Origin of the sequence: Streptococcus sp. 2021WUSS109 (genome assembly GCF_044427305.1) — a bacterium.
Classification (GTDB): Bacteria; Bacillota; Bacilli; order Lactobacillales; family Streptococcaceae; genus Streptococcus; species Streptococcus suis.
Map to the genome: position 1 here is coordinate 1 of NZ_JAOTGF010000023.1, position 18,137 is coordinate 18,137.

14 protein-coding genes, 3 tRNA genes, 1 pseudogene and 1 other annotated feature are annotated in these 18,137 nt (G+C 37.7%); of the genes and pseudogenes, 11 read left to right on the plus strand and 7 right to left on the minus strand.

Features of this window, described 5'->3' with window-relative positions; translation table 11 throughout:
* Positions 1-244 precede the first annotated feature (244 nt).
* Positions 245-1,726: an IMP dehydrogenase gene (gene guaB / locus ODU37_RS08715; protein WP_023371888.1), complete on the minus strand. Its 1,482-nt coding sequence runs from the start codon at positions 1,724-1,726 to the stop codon at positions 245-247.
* Between the two features lie 231 nt (positions 1,727-1,957).
* Positions 1,958-2,983, minus strand: a complete 1,026-nt coding sequence (gene trpS / locus ODU37_RS08720; protein WP_044759069.1) for a tryptophan--tRNA ligase — start codon at positions 2,981-2,983, stop codon at positions 1,958-1,960.
* Positions 2,984-3,034: 51 nt separating this feature from the next.
* Positions 3,035-3,239: a binding site (T-box leader), on the minus strand.
* A gap of 101 nt (positions 3,240-3,340) precedes the next feature.
* On the opposite strand from trpS, the gene ODU37_RS08725 reads away from it, so the two are divergent.
* The 3 genes from ODU37_RS08725 to ODU37_RS08735 all read left to right on the plus strand — a co-directional run bounded on the left by ODU37_RS08725 (position 3,341) and on the right by ODU37_RS08735 (position 8,517).
* Complete coding sequence (locus tag ODU37_RS08725) at positions 3,341-4,213, plus strand: YitT family protein (RefSeq protein ID WP_044759071.1); 873 nt, start codon at positions 3,341-3,343, stop codon at positions 4,211-4,213.
* Between the two features lie 65 nt (positions 4,214-4,278).
* Entirely contained in the window at positions 4,279-5,901 is a 1,623-nt protein-coding gene (locus tag ODU37_RS08730; RefSeq protein ID WP_012775415.1) for an ABC-F family ATP-binding cassette domain-containing protein, read from the plus strand.
* A gap of 36 nt (positions 5,902-5,937) precedes the next feature.
* Positions 5,938-8,517, plus strand: a complete 2,580-nt coding sequence (locus ODU37_RS08735; RefSeq protein ID WP_398580466.1) for a YfhO family protein — start codon at positions 5,938-5,940, stop codon at positions 8,515-8,517.
* 68 nt (positions 8,518-8,585) lie between these two features.
* On the opposite strand, the gene ODU37_RS08740 is transcribed toward ODU37_RS08735, so the two are convergent.
* Positions 8,586-8,658, minus strand: a tRNA-Asn gene (locus tag ODU37_RS08740).
* A 5-nt stretch (positions 8,659-8,663) separates the two neighbouring features.
* Positions 8,664-8,735: transfer RNA gene (locus tag ODU37_RS08745), tRNA-Glu, on the minus strand.
* 111 nt (positions 8,736-8,846) lie between these two features.
* Between ODU37_RS08745 and ODU37_RS08750 the strand changes: the two genes are divergently transcribed.
* Positions 8,847-8,920 (plus strand) — tRNA-Arg (locus ODU37_RS08750).
* On the opposite strand, the gene ODU37_RS08755 is transcribed toward ODU37_RS08750, so the two are convergent.
* Complete coding sequence (locus ODU37_RS08755; RefSeq protein WP_012775416.1) at positions 8,918-9,601, minus strand: YoaK family protein; 684 nt, start codon at positions 9,599-9,601, stop codon at positions 8,918-8,920. The two genes, ODU37_RS08750 and ODU37_RS08755, sit on opposite strands and share 3 nt — an antisense overlap.
* A 24-nt stretch (positions 9,602-9,625) precedes the next feature.
* The gene (gene rlmH, locus ODU37_RS08760; RefSeq protein WP_012028058.1) at positions 9,626-10,105 is read right to left on the minus strand and encodes a 23S rRNA (pseudouridine(1915)-N(3))-methyltransferase RlmH; all 480 of its coding nucleotides are present in this window, start codon (positions 10,103-10,105) and stop codon (positions 9,626-9,628) included.
* A gap of 173 nt (positions 10,106-10,278) precedes the next feature.
* On the opposite strand from rlmH, the gene ODU37_RS08765 reads away from it, so the two are divergent.
* From ODU37_RS08765 to ODU37_RS08795, 7 genes and pseudogenes are all read left to right on the plus strand, one after another.
* The gene (locus tag ODU37_RS08765) at positions 10,279-11,475 is read left to right on the plus strand and encodes a S1C family serine protease (RefSeq protein ID WP_009911075.1); all 1,197 of its coding nucleotides are present in this window, start codon (positions 10,279-10,281) and stop codon (positions 11,473-11,475) included.
* Positions 11,476-11,535: 60 nt separating this feature from the next.
* Positions 11,536-12,300 (plus strand): ParB/RepB/Spo0J family partition protein, encoded by a 765-nt coding sequence (locus ODU37_RS08770; protein WP_029171248.1) that lies wholly within the window; start codon positions 11,536-11,538, stop codon positions 12,298-12,300.
* 202 nt (positions 12,301-12,502) lie between these two features.
* On the plus strand, positions 12,503-13,876 hold the full coding sequence (gene dnaA / locus ODU37_RS08775) for a chromosomal replication initiator protein DnaA (RefSeq protein ID WP_105158852.1): 1,374 nt from the start codon (positions 12,503-12,505) through the stop codon (positions 13,874-13,876).
* A 153-nt stretch (positions 13,877-14,029) separates the two neighbouring features.
* On the plus strand, positions 14,030-15,166 hold the full coding sequence (gene dnaN, locus ODU37_RS08780) for a DNA polymerase III subunit beta (protein ID WP_105095257.1): 1,137 nt from the start codon (positions 14,030-14,032) through the stop codon (positions 15,164-15,166).
* Between the two features lie 91 nt (positions 15,167-15,257).
* Positions 15,258-16,139: a diacylglycerol kinase family protein gene (locus ODU37_RS08785; protein ID WP_024387289.1), complete on the plus strand. Its 882-nt coding sequence runs from the start codon at positions 15,258-15,260 to the stop codon at positions 16,137-16,139.
* A gap of 9 nt (positions 16,140-16,148) precedes the next feature.
* Positions 16,149-16,352, plus strand: a complete 204-nt coding sequence (locus ODU37_RS08790; RefSeq protein ID WP_014637239.1) for a DUF951 domain-containing protein — start codon at positions 16,149-16,151, stop codon at positions 16,350-16,352.
* A gap of 103 nt (positions 16,353-16,455) precedes the next feature.
* Positions 16,456-16,578, plus strand: a pseudogene (locus ODU37_RS08795) (helix-turn-helix domain-containing protein); the annotation flags it as partial.
* 594 nt (positions 16,579-17,172) lie between these two features.
* Here ODU37_RS08795 and ODU37_RS08800 read toward each other — a convergent pair.
* Positions 17,173-18,039 carry an aminoglycoside 6-adenylyltransferase AadE gene (locus ODU37_RS08800; protein WP_001255868.1) on the minus strand — a complete coding sequence of 289 codons (867 nt, stop codon included), beginning with the start codon at positions 18,037-18,039 and terminating at the stop codon, positions 17,173-17,175.
* Positions 18,040-18,137: the final 98 nt, after the last annotated feature.

Genomic DNA, 18,137 nt, shown 5'->3' on the forward strand with positions numbered 1-18,137 from the left:
AAACATTTATCCATCATCCGACCCAATCGAACGTTCCAAAGAAAGATAAAAAGCAAGGTACCTGTAAGCTTCACTTATAGAGTAACATAATAGTTGAAAAATAGGGTTAAAAAACCTCCTTTTTGTGCGCCCTAAAATAAAAACTATTCCCGTTTTGTCATGAACTGCTCAGACGGGAATAGTTTCTTTAGCTACTTAAATGCTTAACTTAATGACATTGCTGTCAAGAGGGTCTTGTTTTTGTTTACTGTACTGAATAGTTTGGAGCTTCATTTGTGATTTGAACATCGTGTGGATGGCTTTCTTTCAAACCAGCACCTGACATTTCGATGAATTGAGCATTTTCATGCAATTCAGTCAAGTTACCAGCACCTACATAGCCCATACCTGAGCGAAGTCCACCAACCATTTGGAAAATCATATCTGCAACTGAACCTTTATAGGCTACACGACCTTCAATTCCTTCTGGAACCAACTTGTTAGCTTCATTGACAGATGCTTGGAAGTAACGGTCTTTTGAACCTTGTTTCATGGCAGCGATAGAGCCCATACCGCGATAGGTCTTGAACTTACGACCTTGGAAGATTTCTGTCTCACCTGGTGCTTCATCCGTCCCAGCGAACATAGAGCCAAGCATAACAGCATGTCCACCAGCGGCAAGTGCCTTGACAATATCTCCAGAATATTTGATACCACCGTCAGCGATAATGGTTTTACCATATTCACGCGCAACACCAGCTGCATCATAGATAGCTGTCACTTGTGGTACACCGACACCTGCGATGACACGTGTTGTACAGATTGAACCAGGTCCAATACCGACCTTGACAACATCAACACCAGCTTCATAAAGAGCACGAGCTCCTTCAGCTGTGGCAATGTTGCCGGCAATCAAGGTACGAGTTGGGAAGTGTTCACGAATTTCTTTAATCTTGCGAAGAACGCCTGCTGAGTGACCGTGAGCCGTATCGATGACAATCGCGTCTGCACCCGCTTCAAAAAGGGCTTCTGCACGTTCAAAAGTATCAGATGTAACACCAACAGCACCCGCAACCAAGAGACGACCAAATTCATCCTTCGCAGCATTTGGGAACTCAATCACTTTCTCAATATCTTTGATGGTAATCAAGCCTGACAAACGGCCGTTTTCATCAACCAATGGCAATTTTTCAATACGATGCTTGTGAAGAATAGACTCCGCAGTCGCAAGATCTGTTCCAACTGGCGCTGTTACCAAAGCATCGCTTGTCATGTTGGTCGAAATTGGCTGTGAATAGTCGGAAATGAAACGCATATCACGGTTGGTGATGATACCAACCAATTTACGATTTTCCAATGTTTCAACGATTGGCACACCGGAAATACGATAAGTAGCCATCAATTTCTCAGCTTCAGCAATGGTGTGTTCTGGTGTTAAGAAGAATGGATCGATAATAACACCATTTTCAGAACGTTTTACCTTACGCACCTCATCAGCCTGCTCTGCGATAGACATATTCTTATGGATGACACCCAAACCACCTGCACGCGCCATAGCGATAGCCATTTTGCTATCTGTTACGGTATCCATGGCAGCAGAAATAATCGGAAGATTAAGGGTCAAATTTGGTGCTAATTGTGTTTTTAAATCAATATCATGTGGTAATACATGACTTTCAGCCGGAATAAGTAATACATCGTCGAAAGTAAAGCCTTTTTTCAAAAATTTAGTGTCCCAGTTTGACATGTTCTTCCTCTTTTCTTATTTAATATGTAGCGTGATTGCTATTTGTATTTTAATTATGATAACATTTTGAAATCATTTGTCAATCATTATTCGCTTTAATATCATCATTCCTAAAAATTCAGAAAATTCTATTCAGTTTTATATATAAAATTCGAACGTTTGTTTTTTGCTACGTCGTAAAATAAATGAAAAAAGCAACATTTTCTCAACATTGCTCTTTCATTGTTAACCTTATTTAAAATAGTTAATTCCCATAGCAGATTTCACTTGGTCAAGAGTTGTCGCAGCAACTTGGCGAGCTTTTTGGCTACCTGCTTCCAACATTGCATAGACCTGGCCCATATCCTGTGCAAACTCCAGACGGCGTTCACGGATTGGTCCTAATTCTCTCTCTAAAATGTCCAGCAAATAACGTTTGGTCTTCACATCGCCCAAACCACCACGTTGATAGTGCTCCTTCATAGCCTCAATCTCAGCCTTATCTTCTTCGCGCCCAAAAACGTCAAGATAGTGGAAAACCATGTTTCCTTCAATCTTACCTGGGTCTTCAACACGGATGTGGTTGGGATCAGTGTACATGGACATGACTTTCTTCTTGAGCGTATCCATGTCATCTGCCAGATAAATACCATTTCCAAGTGACTTAGACATCTTGGCATTGCCGTCCAAACCTGGTAAGCGACCAGCTGCCTCATTTTCAGGATAAATGCCCTCCGGCTCTACCAAAATATCAGTCTGGTAAGCATGGTTAAAGCTACGAACGATTTCACGAGTCTGCTCAATCATCGGTTTCTGGTCATTTCCAACAGGGACAAAATTTGCCTTAAAGGCTGTGATGTCAGCCGCTTGAGACACAGGATAGACCAAGAAACCAGCTGGAATTCCTTCGCCAAATCCCTTCTGAGCAATCTCGGTTTTTACAGTTGGATTGCGTTCTAGACGTGCAACAGATACCAAGTTCATGTAGTACATGGTCAACTCTGCCAATTCAGGAATTTGACTCTGGATGAAAATCGTTGTCTTAACTGGATCAAGTCCTGCCGCTAGATAATCTAGTGCTACGTTTCCAACGGATTCAACAATCTTTTGCGGTTCCTTTGCATGATCTGTCAAGGCTTGTTGATCTGCTAAAAAGACAAAGAGTTCATGCTGTCCAGCATTTTGGAGTAGAACACGATTTTTCAATGAGCCAACATAGTGGCCGATATGGAGTTTGCCTGTTGGACGGTCTCCCGTCAAAATAATTGGTTTGGTCATTCCTTCACCTCATCTGATAATTTTCATAAAAAAAGCCCCGCACAGAAACTGTGCAAGGGCGTCAAGGACACGGTACCACCTTACTTTAGGAGTAGATACTCCTATCTCAATGCACATAAGGCCTGCTAGCCGAATCCTTATTGGTTCGAATTCATTACAAAATCAGTCCATTCACCAATCACCATTACTTGTTTACAGCGACCACAAGCTCTCTAAAAATGGAAGATTACCTACTCTTCTGATTGAATACAATTATACCGCTTAAAAATTAGAAAGTCAAGCTGACAAAGCCTTGACGATACTGTCTAAATTAGGGATAATAGAAATTGCTTTTATAACACTAACCAAGGAGAATATATGAAAGAACGTATAAAGGACTTTATCTCTGTCACACTCGGATCAGTTGTCATGGCCATTGGATTTAACAGTTTTTTTCTAGAGAATAATATCGTATCTGGTGGTGTCGGAGGTTTAGCAATCGCACTCAATGCTCTTCTGGGGTGGAGTCCGTCTGACTTTGTCCTCTACTGTAACATCCCTTTATTAATCATCTGTTGGTTTTTCTTAGGAAAATCTGTATTTATCAAAACTGTCTATGGTGCTGTCATTTATCCTCTTTGCATCAAGTTGACAGCAGGTTTACCCAACTTGACAGAAAATCCTCTCCTAGCTGCTATTTTCGGTGGAATTATCCTAGGTTTTGGACTTGGGCTTGTTTTCCTTGGAAATTCTTCTACTGGTGGGACAGGTATTCTTATTCAATTTATTCACAAGTACACCCCTTTATCATTAGGTCTGACAATGGCTATTATTGATGGTATTATCGTTGGTCTTGGATTTGTTGCCTTCGATACTGATACTGTTATGTACTCGATTATTGCCCTAATGACCATTACTTATATTGTCAACCGCATGATGTCTGGTACCCAATCTTCTCGAAATATCATGATTATTTCTCAAAAATCAGAAGAAATTAAAGACTATATTACTAAAGTTGCTGATCGCGGTGTGACAGAACTTCCAATTATCGGTGGCTTTACAGGGGTTGACAAGCGCATGTTGATGACTACCATCTCTATTCCAGAAATGCAGAAACTGGAGACAGCGGTATTAGAAATTGATGAAACTGCCTTTATGGTTGTTATGCCTGCGAGTCAGGTGCGTGGACGTGGCTTCAGTCTTCAAAAAGACCATAAACATTATGATGGAGATATTTTGATTCCAATGTAATTCATTGAAAATTCAAGTTCTTTCTAGTACAATAAAACTAATAGACAGAATATAGAGGAGAAACTATGCTTACAGTATCAGACGTGTCGCTTCGTTTTAGCGACCGCAAATTATTTGACGATGTCAATATCAAATTTACAGCAGGAAATACCTACGGTTTGATTGGTGCAAACGGGGCCGGTAAATCTACATTTTTAAAAATTCTTGCTGGTGACATCGAGCCATCAACAGGTCATATTTCACTTGGACCAGACGAACGCCTTTCTGTACTACGTCAGAACCATTTCGACTATGAAGATGAGCGCGTGATTGACGTTGTTATCATGGGAAATGAGCAACTTTACAGCATCATGAAAGAAAAAGATGCTATTTACATGAAGGAAGATTTTTCTGATGAAGATGGTGTTCGTGCTGCTGAATTAGAAGGTGAGTTTGCTGAACTTGGTGGCTGGGAAGCTGAAAGTGAAGCTTCTCAATTGCTCCAAAACCTCAATATCTCAGAAGACCTCCACTACCAAAACATGAGCGAATTGACCAACGGTGAGAAGGTTAAAGTCCTCTTGGCTAAGGCCCTCTTTGGTAAACCAGATGTTCTTCTTTTGGACGAGCCAACCAACGGTCTGGACATCCAATCCATCAACTGGCTCGAAGATTTCTTGATTGATTTCGAAAATACGGTTATCGTCGTGTCCCACGACCGCCACTTCTTGAACAAGGTATGTACCCACATGGCCGACCTTGACTTCGGTAAAATCAAGATTTTCGTTGGTAACTATGACTTCTGGAAGCAATCCAGTGAACTAGCAGCTAAACTACAAGCTGACCGTAATGCCAAAGCAGAAGAAAAAATCAAGGAATTACAAGAATTCGTTGCCCGTTTCTCTGCCAATGCCTCAAAGTCTAAGCAAGCTACTTCACGGAAAAAGATGCTGGACAAAATCGAGTTGGAGGAAATTATTCCTTCTAGCCGTAAGTACCCATTTATCAACTTCAAATCAGAACGTGAAATCGGTAATGACCTCTTAACAGTTGAAAACTTGAAAGTTGTTATTGATGGTGAAACGATTCTTGACAATATCAGCTTTATCCTGCGCCCAGGTGACAAGACTGCTCTTATTGGTCAAAACGACATCCAAACAACTGCTCTCATTCGTGCTCTTATGGGCGATATTGAATATGAAGGTACTGTCAAGTGGGGTGTCACTACTAGTCAATCCTACTTACCAAAAGACAATACTCGTGACTTTGATACAAACGAATCTATCCTTGATTGGCTCCGTCAATTTGCCAGCAAGGAAGAAGATGACAATACCTTCTTGCGCGGTTTCTTGGGACGTATGCTCTTCTCGGGTGATGAGGTTAACAAACCTGTAAACGTCTTGTCAGGGGGCGAAAAAGTGCGCGTGATGTTGTCAAAACTCATGCTCCTCAAGTCAAATGTCTTGGTCTTAGATGATCCAACCAACCACTTGGACTTGGAATCAATTTCCAGTCTGAACGATGGTTTGAAAGCTTTTAAAGAGTCCATCATCTTTGCCAGCCATGACCACGAATTTATTCAAACTTTAGCAAACCATATCATCGTCATTTCTAAAAACGGTGTTATCGACCGAATCGACGAAACTTATGATGAATTCTTGGAAAATGCTGAAGTACAAGCAAAAGTACAAGAACTTTGGAAAGCATAATAAAAAGGCGATTTATTCGCCTTTTCTTTTAAATCTATGAAAAAAATATTTACAAAAACATCCATTTATTATCTCTTATCTTTCCTTATTCCGCTGACTATTATTTCTATCGTCTTAGCATTTCAAGGAATCTGGTGGGGAAGTGATACAACAATATTGGCCAGTGATGGCTTCCATCAGTATGTTATTTTTAATCAAACATTACGAAATACTTTACACGGAGACGGCTCTTTATTTTACACATTTTCAAGTGGTTTAGGACTCAATTTTTATGCTCTATCCTCCTATTACCTAGGCTCATTCCTATCTCCAATTGTCTTTTTCTTTGATTTACAATCCATGCCTGACGCTATCTACCTTGTCACTATTGTCAAATTTGGATTGACTGGGTTGTCAACTTATTTCAGTCTAAAGGGTATCCATAAAAATTTGAAAGAAGAATGGGCACTATTACTCGCTACTAGTTTTTCTCTGATGAGTTTTAGTACAAGTCAATTAGAAATAAACAACTGGCCAGACGTTTTTATACTCCTACCACTCGTTCTTCTTGGATTGCATCGATTATTAAAAAAACAGGGGCCGATTCTCTACTACATAACATTAACATGCTTGTTTATCCAAAACTATTACTTCGGTTATATGGTGGCTATTTTTCTAACATTATGGACATTGGTTCAATTATCATGGATAGATAGTCAGAGAATCAAAAGATTTATCAAGTTTACAATAGTGTCAATTTTATCTGCTCTAAGCAGCATGTTCATGTTGTTACCAACCTACTTGGATTTAAAAACTCATGGTGAGACATTTACAAAAATTGTCAACCTAAAAACCGAAGACTCTTGGTATCTGGACTTCTTTGCAAAAAACTTAGTTGGTAGCTTTGATACAACAAAATTCGGTTCTATTCCCATGATCTCTGTTGGTCTCGTTCCATTAATACTCGCTTTATTATTCTTTACATTAAAAGAAATAAAACCAACTGTCAAACTCTCCTATGCTCTATTCTTTACATTCATTATTTCAAGTTTCTACCTACAACCACTCAATCTTTTTTGGCAAGGTATGCATGCGCCAAACATGTTCCTCTATCGTTATGCATGGGCTCTATCAATAACCGTTATCTATTTAGCAGCAGAGACATTGGTACGACTACGTCAAGTAAGTATTAAAAATTTTACTCTGATTGTTTCATTTTTACTCATTTGCTTTACTTCTACCTTTATTTTTAGAGATCATTATGAGTTTCTAACGGATGTAAATTTCCTACTCACACTAGAATTTCTAATAGCCTACTTCATTCTTTTTGTAGCAATGATTCGCTATAAATCATCCTTAAAATGGATTAATATTGTTTTATTGTTCTTCACTTTCTTAGAACTTGGATTACATAGTCATTATCAGGTTCAGGGGATTTCTGATGAATGGCATTTCCCTAGCCGATCAAACTATGAAGAAAAATTGGCAGATATTGACAGTATTGTAAAGTCTACAAAGACTACAACTGATTCATTTTATCGTATAGAACGTCTATTACCACAAACTGGCAATGATAGCATGAAATTCAATTACAACGGTATTTCTCAATTCTCCTCCATTCGAAATCGTGCTTCCAGCTCAGTACTAGATAAGCTCGGTTTCCGTTCAGACGGTACCAATTTGAATCTTCGTTATCAGAATAATACAATTATTGCTGATAGCCTATTCGGAATCAAATATAATTTAGCTACTACGGACCCAAATAAGTTTGGTTTCACACTGAATCAGAGTCAGTCTACTATTAATCTTTACGAAAATAGTTTTAATCTAGGATTAGCACTATTGACTGAAGGGATTTACAGAGATGTCAATTTTACAAATCTGACTCTCGATAATCAAACAAATTTTCTTAATCAACTAACAGGGCGATCTCAAAAATACTACCACACTCTATCAGATGTTGTTTCACAAAATACAGTTGAACTGAGCAATCGAATGACTGTCAACAAAGTGGACAATGAGGATGCTGCAAAAGCAACTTTCTTAGTAAATATACCTGCAAATAGCCAAGTATACTTAAATTTGCCAAATTTAACATTCTCAAATGAGAATCAAAAAAAAGTTGTCATTACTGTCAACAATCAGTCAAGTGAGTTTACACTAGATAATGCTTTCTCTTTCTTCAATGTGGGGAGCTTTACTACAGATGTACAGGTTCAAGTCAATGTATATTTTCCTGAAAATAATCAAGTTTCTTTTGATAAACCACAATTTTATCGATTGGACTTATTAGCTTTCCAACAGGCTATTTCCATTCTCCAAGAAAAACAAGTAGTAACAAAAACTGATGGTAATAAAGTAACTGTTGATTTTGTAACCGATAAAGAATCCTCACTCCTCCTTACTTTACCCTATGATAAAGGATGGAATGCAACCATTGATGGTAAACCTATCAAAATCCAAAAAGCGCAAGAGGGTTTTATGAAAGTGGATGTAAGTCCAGGTCAAACTAAACTAGTTTTAACCTTTGTACCAAATGGTTTCTATCTAGGTTTACTGATTTCTTTTGGTGCAGTTTTTGTATTTTTCTCCTATCAATTCATTGGATACTATTATTCTAAGAACCGAGAATACTAAACTTTCTCGGTTTTTTCTTGTAAAAAACAAAAAACCTTGATTTCTCAAGGTTTCCTATGCTTTATCTACTCCGCCAACAGGGCTCGAACCTGTGACATCATGATTAACAGTCATGCGCTCTACCAACTGAGCTATGGCGGAAGAAATAGTCCGTACGGGATTCGAACCCGTGTTACCGCCGTGAAAAGGCGGTGTCTTAACCCCTTGACCAACGGACCATTTTTAGAACAATAACTAGTATAATACATGTGACTTTGTTTGTCAATACATTTTTTGATTTTTTATTGTATTGACAGAGTGCTTTGTTTAATGTAAAATAAAATGGTTAAGGTTCCATAGCTCAGCTGGATAGAGCATTCGCCTTCTAAGCGAACGGTCGCAGGTTCGAATCCTGCTGGAATCATTTAGACCTACCTCGAGTAGGTCTTTTTTCTTGCCATAATTCATAATTAATATATAACACTGGCAAAATCAGACCAATAAGGGCATATTCTTCAAATTGGAAGGATAGGTGAGTAGATATGATGACACCTAGCATAAACCCTATAATGGTCAATAAGATGTTTCTACCTGTTTTTCTAAGTTCTGAATCTTTTTCAATAACTCCTTTAAACCAGAGATAAGCAGCATTTTTGACATTCCCTGTCATCATCACATTGGCATACGGAGCACCTCGTAACCTTCTAAATGTTTCTACTTGAATAGAGGCTACGAAGGCTAGACTAGCAATTGTAAAAGACGCAGGCATTATAGGTGAGAGAATGATAGTTAGTAAAATAAGAACTAACATCATTACACTACTACCAAAGTGCCAAGACCATGTTTGTTTTTCAAAATACCTTCTTGCTAAGTAGGTAAAAAATTGTCCGAATACAAAAAATAAAATGGGAATGGAAAAATTAACTACCTGCGCAAAATCACCTTTAGCTAAAAAATAAGCTAGGGAAATAACATTTCCAGATTGTACGCCAGCAAAGCGACCACCCTGAGTCACAAAAGTAAAGGCATTTAAATAACCACTGATAAACGTTAATGAACAAGCAATTCTCAATCCCTCAAAAACACGATACTCTTTTTGATTCATTTTCACTCCTTGTTTCACGTGAAACTACTTATGATATGGGCTTCCCTGCTGAATCATAAATGCACGATAAATCTGCTCGATGAGAACTAATTTCATTAGTTGATGGGGAAGTGTCAACTGTCCAAAACTCATCAACAAATTAGCTCTTTTTTTAATACAAGAATCGAGACCCAAACTACCACCGATGATAAAAGTTATATCTGAATACCCATTTACTGCAATGTCAGATATCCTTTGACTAAATTCTTCCGATGGAAATTGTTTCCCTTCTATCGCTAAGGCAATGACAAAATCTCGCTCTCCAATTTTAGACATAATTCTATCGGCTTCTTTTTTTAATATTTGTTCATTCTCTGCCTGACTGGCTTTATCTGGTGTTTTTTCATCAGGAAGCTCAATCATATCCAACTTAGTAAATCGTCCCAATCGTTTACTATATTCTGCAATACCTTCTTTGAGGTACTTTTCTTTCAATTTTCCAACGGTAATCAATTTTATTTTCATAAAATAATTGTAACATATCCACAAGCATACGACAGAAAATATTTTTAGAAAATCAGGATATGGCTACAGTTTTTCACATAATTCACAGAGTTATCCACAGGTTGTGGATTGATTTTTGAAAACTTTAAGTTATAATTAAGAAAGAAATAGTACTCTTAAGGAAAATTAAAGAAATGGAAAGGATTCCTTATATGAAAAAATATTTGAAATTTGCGATTTTATTTGTAATTGGATTTTTTGGGGGTCTTATCGGGGCCTTATCAGCCTCTTTCTTCCAGCCACGGGTTCAACAAGCAAATTCTGCCATCACTAGTGTCAGCAATGTTCAATATAATAATGAAACTTCTACTACAAAGGCTGTAGAGAAAGTACAAAATGCTGTTGTGTCTGTTATTAATTACCAAAAGTCAGCCAACAATAGTCTTGGTGCTATCTTTGGAAATATTGAATCATCTGACGAACTAGCCGTTGCTGGGGAGGGATCTGGTGTTATCTACAAAAAAGATGGTCAATATGCCTATATTGTGACAAATACGCATGTTATTAATAACGCAGAAAAGATTGATATCCTTTTAGCATCTGGAGAAAAAATTAGCGGTGAACTTGTTGGTTCTGATACATATTCTGATATAGCTGTTATAAAAATATCAGCAGATAAAGTCACTGCTGTTGCTGAATTTGCTGATTCCGATACAATTAAAGTTGGAGAAACTGCTATCGCAATTGGTAGTCCTCTAGGTAGCGTCTACGCCAATACAGTTACCCAGGGTATTATTTCTAGCTTAAGTCGGACAGTTACTTCACAATCAAAAGATGGACAAACAATCTCAACTAACGCTATTCAAACTGATACAGCTATCAACCCTGGAAACTCTGGCGGACCGTTAATCAATACCCAAGGACAAGTGATAGGCATTACCTCTAGCAAAATTACCTCAAGTTCTGCAAATAGCTCAGGCGTGGCTGTAGAAGGGTTGGGATTTGCTATTCCTGCAAATGATGCCGTAGCTATTATCAATCAGCTTGAAAAAACTGGACAAGTTAGCCGACCTGCTCTTGGAGTTCATATGGTTAACTTGACGACCTTGTCAACTAGTCAATTAGAAAAAGCTGGATTATCAAATACGGAATTAACATCCGGTGTAGTAATTGTCTCTACACAAAGTGGGCTACCTGCAGATGGAAAATTAGAAACTTTTGATGTTATTACTGAGATTGACGGAGAAGCTATTCAAAATAAGAGTGACCTCCAGAGCGCTCTCTACAAACATCAAATTGGAGATACAATCACTGTAACTTATTACCGCAATAATCAGAAACAAACTGTTGACATTAAGTTGACACATTCTACAGAAGAACTTAGCGAATAATTGACAAATGAGACTTTACACAATTGTAAAGTCTCGTTTTTTTTGCTAGAATAAGGATATATGGAAGAATTACGTACACTAAATATTTCAGAAATCCATCCCAATCCCTATCAGCCAAGAATTCATTTTGATGAAAAGGAGCTACTTGAGCTCGCTCAATCCATTAAGGAAAATGGATTAATTCAACCGATTATTGTAAGAAAATCTTCTATTATCGGATACGAATTATTAGCTGGAGAAAGAAGGTTGCGAGCCAGTCAATTAGCTGGACTGACTACAATACCAGCAGTGGTAAAAGAACTGACTGATGATGATTTACTCTATCAGGCTATCATAGAGAATCTGCAGCGTTCTAACTTAAATCCGATAGAAGAAGCAGCCTCTTATCAAAAATTGATTAGTAGAGGGTTAACACATGATGAAGTTGCTCAAATCATGGGAAAATCAAGACCATATATCAGTAATTTATTGCGCCTACTAAATCTATCATCTCAGACTAAACAAGCTGTAGAAGAAGGAAAAATTTCACAAGGGCACGCGCGACAATTGGTGTCATTTTCAGAAGAAAAGCAAGCCGAATGGGTTCAACTCATTTTATCAAAAGATTTAAGTGTGCGTACGCTTGAAAAATTAATAGCTGCAAATAAGAAAAAGCACACTAAGCTTAAACAACGCGACCAATTTTTAAAAGAACAGGAAGATTCACTCAGTAAAACTCTTGGAACAGCTACAAAAATTCTCAAGAAGAAAAACGGGAGCGGAGAAATTCGAATTAGCTTTAATGACCTCGATGAATTCGAAAGAATTATCAACAATTTTAAATAGACTTGTTTACAATTTATTTTTATAAACACTCTTTTCCACACTAAAATCATTACAAAAAGTCAGGACCAGCAAAGGTTCTGACTTTTATTCACATCTTGTGGAAAACTTTTCTTAACAGTGTGGATTTTTAAAATTATCTGTGGAAAACTTTTATTTTTTATGGTACACTATTCTAACGAATATAATGTGAAAGGGGGAAAATATGAACCAAGAACAACTTTTTTGGCAACGATTTATTGAATTGGCAAAGGTAAATTTTAAGCCATCTATTTATGATTTTTATGTCGCTGATGCAAAATTACTCGGAATCAACCAGCAAGTTGCCAATATTTTCTTAAATCGTCCATTTAAAAAAGATTTTTGGGAAAAAAACTTCGAAGAGTTAATGATTGCCGCTAGTTTTGAAATCTACGGAGAGCCTCTTGCCATCCAATATCAATTTACAGAGGATGAACAGGAGATTAAGAACATTACAAACGCAAGAAGTTCAGTGGTTCACCAGGTACAGACACCTGATCCGGCTACGCCTCGAGAAACTTTTAAACCGGTTCATTCTGATATAAAATCCCAGTACACCTTTGCTAATTTTGTACAAGGAGACAATAATCACTGGGCAAAGGCTGCAGCTTTAGCTGTATCTGATAACCTAGGTGAGCTCTACAATCCATTATTCATTTTTGGTGGTCCTGGTCTTGGAAAAACTCATATTTTAAATGCGATTGGAAATAAGGTTCTATCCGATAATCCCCAGGCAAGGATAAAATATGTCTCATCGGAAACATTCATCAATGAATTTTTAGAACACCTCCGTCTCAATGATATGGAAAGTTTCAAAAAAACCTATCGCAATCTGGACTTACTTCTAATTGATGACATTCAGTCTCTCCGTAATAAAGCAACAACACAGGAAGAATTTTTCCATACTTTTAATGCGCTTCATGAAAAAAATAAGCAGATTGTACTCACAAGCGACCGTAATCCCGATCACTTAGACAATTTGGAAGAAAGACTAGTGACACGTTTCAAATGGGGGTTAACCAGTGAAATCACTCCACCTGATTTTGAAACACGTATCGCAATTTTACGTAACAAGTGCGAGAACCTGCCTTATAACTTTACAAATGAGACGCTATCCTATCTAGCTGGGCAATTTGATTCGAACGTACGTGACCTTGAAGGTGCCTTAAAAGATATCCATTTGATAGCCACTATGCGGCAACTGTCTGAGATAAGTGTCGAGGTTGCTGCTGAGGCTATTCGATCAAGAAAACAAACAAATCCACAAAACATGGTTATTCCTATTGAGAAAATCCAAACCGAAGTGGGAAATTTCTACGGTGTCAGCTTGAAAGAATTAAAAGGTTCTAAGCGTGTTCAACATATCGTTCACGCGCGACAAGTTGCTATGTTTTTAGCACGTGAAATGACAGACAATTCCCTTCCAAAAATTGGGAAAGAATTTGGTAATCGAGACCATACAACCGTTATGCATGCATACAATAAAATAAAAACTCTCCTCTTGGATGATGAGAATTTAGAAATAGAGATTACCAGTATAAAAAATAAACTTCGTTAACCTGTGTATAACTTTTTTAAAAAACTCTGTTTTTTCCACAAGTTGTGAACAAGTTAATTTCCGCAGTTTTATTGGTCTTTCATCACTTTTCCACAGAATACACAGAGACTACTATTACTATTAACCTTATAGATAATAAATAAAGGAGAATCCATGATTCAATTTTCTATTAATAAAAATATATTTCTACAAGCACTTAGTATTACTAAACGGGCAATCAGTACCAAAAATGCTATTCCAATTCTTTCAACAGTAAAAATTACAGTAACTAGTGAAGGAATCACTTTAACTGGTTCAAATGGACAAATCTCGATTGAACATTTTATTTCTATTCAAGATGAAAATGCAGGACTTTTGATCAGTTCTCCAGGTTCCATTCTCTTAGAAGCTGGTTTCTTTATTAATGTCGTATCCAGCATGCCGGATTTGGTCCTTGACTTCAATGAAATTGAACAAAAGCAAATCGTTTTGACAAGTGGTAAGTCTGAAATCACATTAAAGGGAAAAGAAGCAGAACAGTATCCTCGTTTACAGGAAGTTCCAACTTCAAAACCATTGGTGTTAGAAACCAAAGTATTAAAACAAACAATTAATGAAACAGCATTTGCAGCTTCTACACAAGAAAGTCGTCCTATTCTTACGGGTGTTCATTTTGTTTTAACAGAAAATAAAAATCTAAAAACTGTTGCAACAGATTCACACCGTATGAGCCAACGGAAATTGGTCCTTGATACCTCTGGTGATAATTTTAATGTTGTTATTCCAAGTCGTTCTCTCCGTGAATTTACTGCAGTTTTTACAGATGATATTGAAACAGTAGAAGTCTTCTTTTCAAATAATCAAATCCTTTTTAGAAGCGAGCATATTAGCTTCTATACACGCTTATTAGAAGGTACCTACCCTGATACCGACCGCTTAATTCCAACTGAGTTTAAAACAACTGCAATTTTTGATACTGCAAATCTTCGTCACTCGATGGAGCGTGCTCGTCTTCTTTCAAATGCAACTCAAAATGGTACAGTAAAACTAGAAATTGCTAATAATGTTGTATCGGCTCATGTAAATTCTCCAGAAGTTGGACGTGTGAATGAGGAATTAGATACTGTAGAAGTATCAGGTGAAGACTTAGTAATCAGCTTTAACCCAACTTACTTGATAGAAGCATTGAAAGCCACAACTAGTGAACAAGTGAAAATTAGCTTTATCTCTTCTATCCGTCCATTTACATTGATTCCAAATAATGAAGGGGAAGATTTTATTCAATTGGTTACACCAGTTCGTACCAACTAAATAATATTAAGAACGGCTAAACTAGCCGTTTTTATGTTATACTAAAAAATAGCACCTAGCTTATTTTTATATATTTAGTGATGGGGAATAAATGACGTTATATATATTAGCTAATCCTAATGCTGGTAGCCATACTGCTGAACATATCATATTCAAAATAAAAGAAAGTTATCCACAGCTTGCAGTTAACATTTTTATGACAGTTGGTCCTGAGGATGAAAAAAGTCAAGTAGAGGCTATTTTAAAAGAGTTTGTCAGTAGTGAGGACCAATTAATGATTTTAGGTGGAGACGGCACACTATCTAAAGCTTTGCGTTTTTGGCCAGCTAGTCTACCGTTTGCTTATTATCCAACAGGATCTGGAAATGATTTTGCTAAGGCAATGAATATAACATCGCTCTATAGAAGTGTAGATGCCATTTTAGAGGGAAAAACAAGTCGGATATATGTTTTAAACAGTTCATACGGAACGGTTGTAAACAGTATGGATTTTGGCTTTGCAGCTCAAGTTATCAATGGTTCAACGAATTCAATTTTGAAAAAAATTCTGAACAAGGTAAAACTTGGGAAGTTAACTTATCTATTCTTTGGTATTAAAACATTATTTTCAAAACAAGCTATAAACTTAGAATTAACTCTTGATGAAAAATCTTATCAGTTAGATAATCTCTTTTTTATTTCTGTAGCAAATAGTCTTTATTTTGGTGGAGGAATCATGATATGGCCAACAGCAAGTGCTAAAAAGAAGGAAGTAGATATTGTTTACTTCAAGAATGGAAATTTCTACCAACGTCTACAATCATTGTTAGCCTTATTAACGAAGAGGCATGAATCTTCTCATACGATTCAGCATTTAACAGGGGTAGGTGTAGTTTTAAAATCAAAAGAAAAATTATTATTGCAAATAGATGGAGAGACATGCACTGCAAATGAGGTAACGTTAACCTATCAGGAAAGAAGTATGTATCTTTAAGGAGAAAGTATGTATCAATTAGGATCATTTGTCGAAATGAAAAAGCCCCATGCCTGTGTCATCAAATCGACCGGCAAGAAGGCCAATAAATGGGAAGTCATCCGCCTAGGAGCGGATATTAAAATCCGTTGCAGTAACTGTGACCATGTTGTTATGATGAGCCGATATGATTTTGAACGAAAAATGAAACAAGTTCTACCAAGTGAAGCCTAATTGACAGTTTGCAACTGCTGGTTGCGATTTTTTCCTAAAAAGTGCTAGGCAACTATTTTTTTCTACACTATAATAGACTTAGAAAAAAGAGGAGGAAATGATCATGAAGCAGTTAGCACAGCAAATCAAGAATCTACGCACAGCCAAGAACCTATCCCAAGATGAGTTGGCAGAGAAACTTTATATCTCCCGTCAGGCTGTTTCCAAGTGGGAAAATGGGGATTCACTTAGATAAAGATACCACACCATTCCCACGCTGACTTTTGCTCAACCGATACAGCCGGAGGGCTGGATAACAAGAAAAGGCGGTATGCGCCCCGTAGAGGGGTAGCGTACCGCCTTTTCTTGTGGGGGGTTTCCAAAGGGGGCAACGCCCCCATTTGGCACACGACTTTGCGAAGCAAAGTGTAGTGTGTTATACGCTCTGTCGGCGTTGCCGTGAAAATGCCGTTGCCGCCGGGGAGGGGCGGCAGGAAAACAGGGCTGTGCTTGTGTGGCGTGGAGCCGCAAGCGCAGGTCTGTTTTCATCAGCAGACAGGGCGTATATGAAAGCCCCCGTCCCTCGTCCTACGCTCCGACTTGTGGACAAAGTGTCCCGAAGTTGTGGCTACACTCCCGGAAAAGTAACAGGACAGCGGGTAACCGTCAAGGCTGAAATGAACGGGTTTACACCCGGCCTTGACCGCCACCCGCCGTCCCACTGAATGGGTGGACAAGGCGGCCAATCCCTCAAAGTGCTTGTCCGCGCTCTTTCTGATTTTGAGGTATTCAGTTTTTCAAAATTGAATAATCAAAATAAATTTTTTCGATTGAAAAAATTTTATTTGTTATCATCTTCAATGCCATATTTTTTCTTTTGCCGAATCACATAATTACTGATTTTTTCATCATATAGTGGATACTGGTAATCCAACTGGCATGCCACTTCTGACGAAACCTCCCGGAACAATGCCATACATTGTTCAAAGGATTCCCACATATGGGGATAGGAATCCATATTATAAGTGGACATAAGTCGTTCCCACAATTCCTCTGGGACATATTGCTTCATAAATTTATAGTTTTTTCCCAAACTGAAATGAAATCCCTGTTTGATACCAATCAGCCAGGAAATCATGCGAAGCAATTCTTTTCGTACTATATCATTCATATGGTCAATAGCAAAAAGAATTTCTTTGCGGCATAAGCCCTTTACTACATATGTTGTAGTATTCCAAAATTCATTACAGCAATCGTCAAACATTCTTTGAGTAGGCTTCTGCAAGTGGTAGTCTATATCCGTTGGTATTGGCGGCTTTACGATACGGTTGTCTTTATCCAACAGTAACTTTACCAGTTTATCCCATGTAAAATACTCGTCTATCAGTTCCAGCGGCAGCAAAGTTAAATCTATCTTAACATCATCAGTAAACAGCATTAAATATGAAAATCCCTTTTCTACAGCTGGAAATAATTCCATATCTTCCGGCTTTTGCAGAATCAACCTTTCACCAAATATATCTAGCCATTTATCATCACTTGTGAAGCTGTCCATATCCGTAACAAAAAAAGTAATATCAAAATCCTGAAAATCATCAGGCGGAATATTTGTATTTGTTCTAGATCCTTCCAAAGTAACCATGCGAATGCGTTTGTCTGTTTTTGCAAAATTCAAAACAATATCATAAACTTCCTTTTCTGATCTCATTTTTATCTCCTCCAATTATTGAAATAGGTGTGAAACCATTTTAGGGCTTTCCCGCCTTGATTACCCTTTAGCAAAGACGGGCGGGACTGTCAACGGCG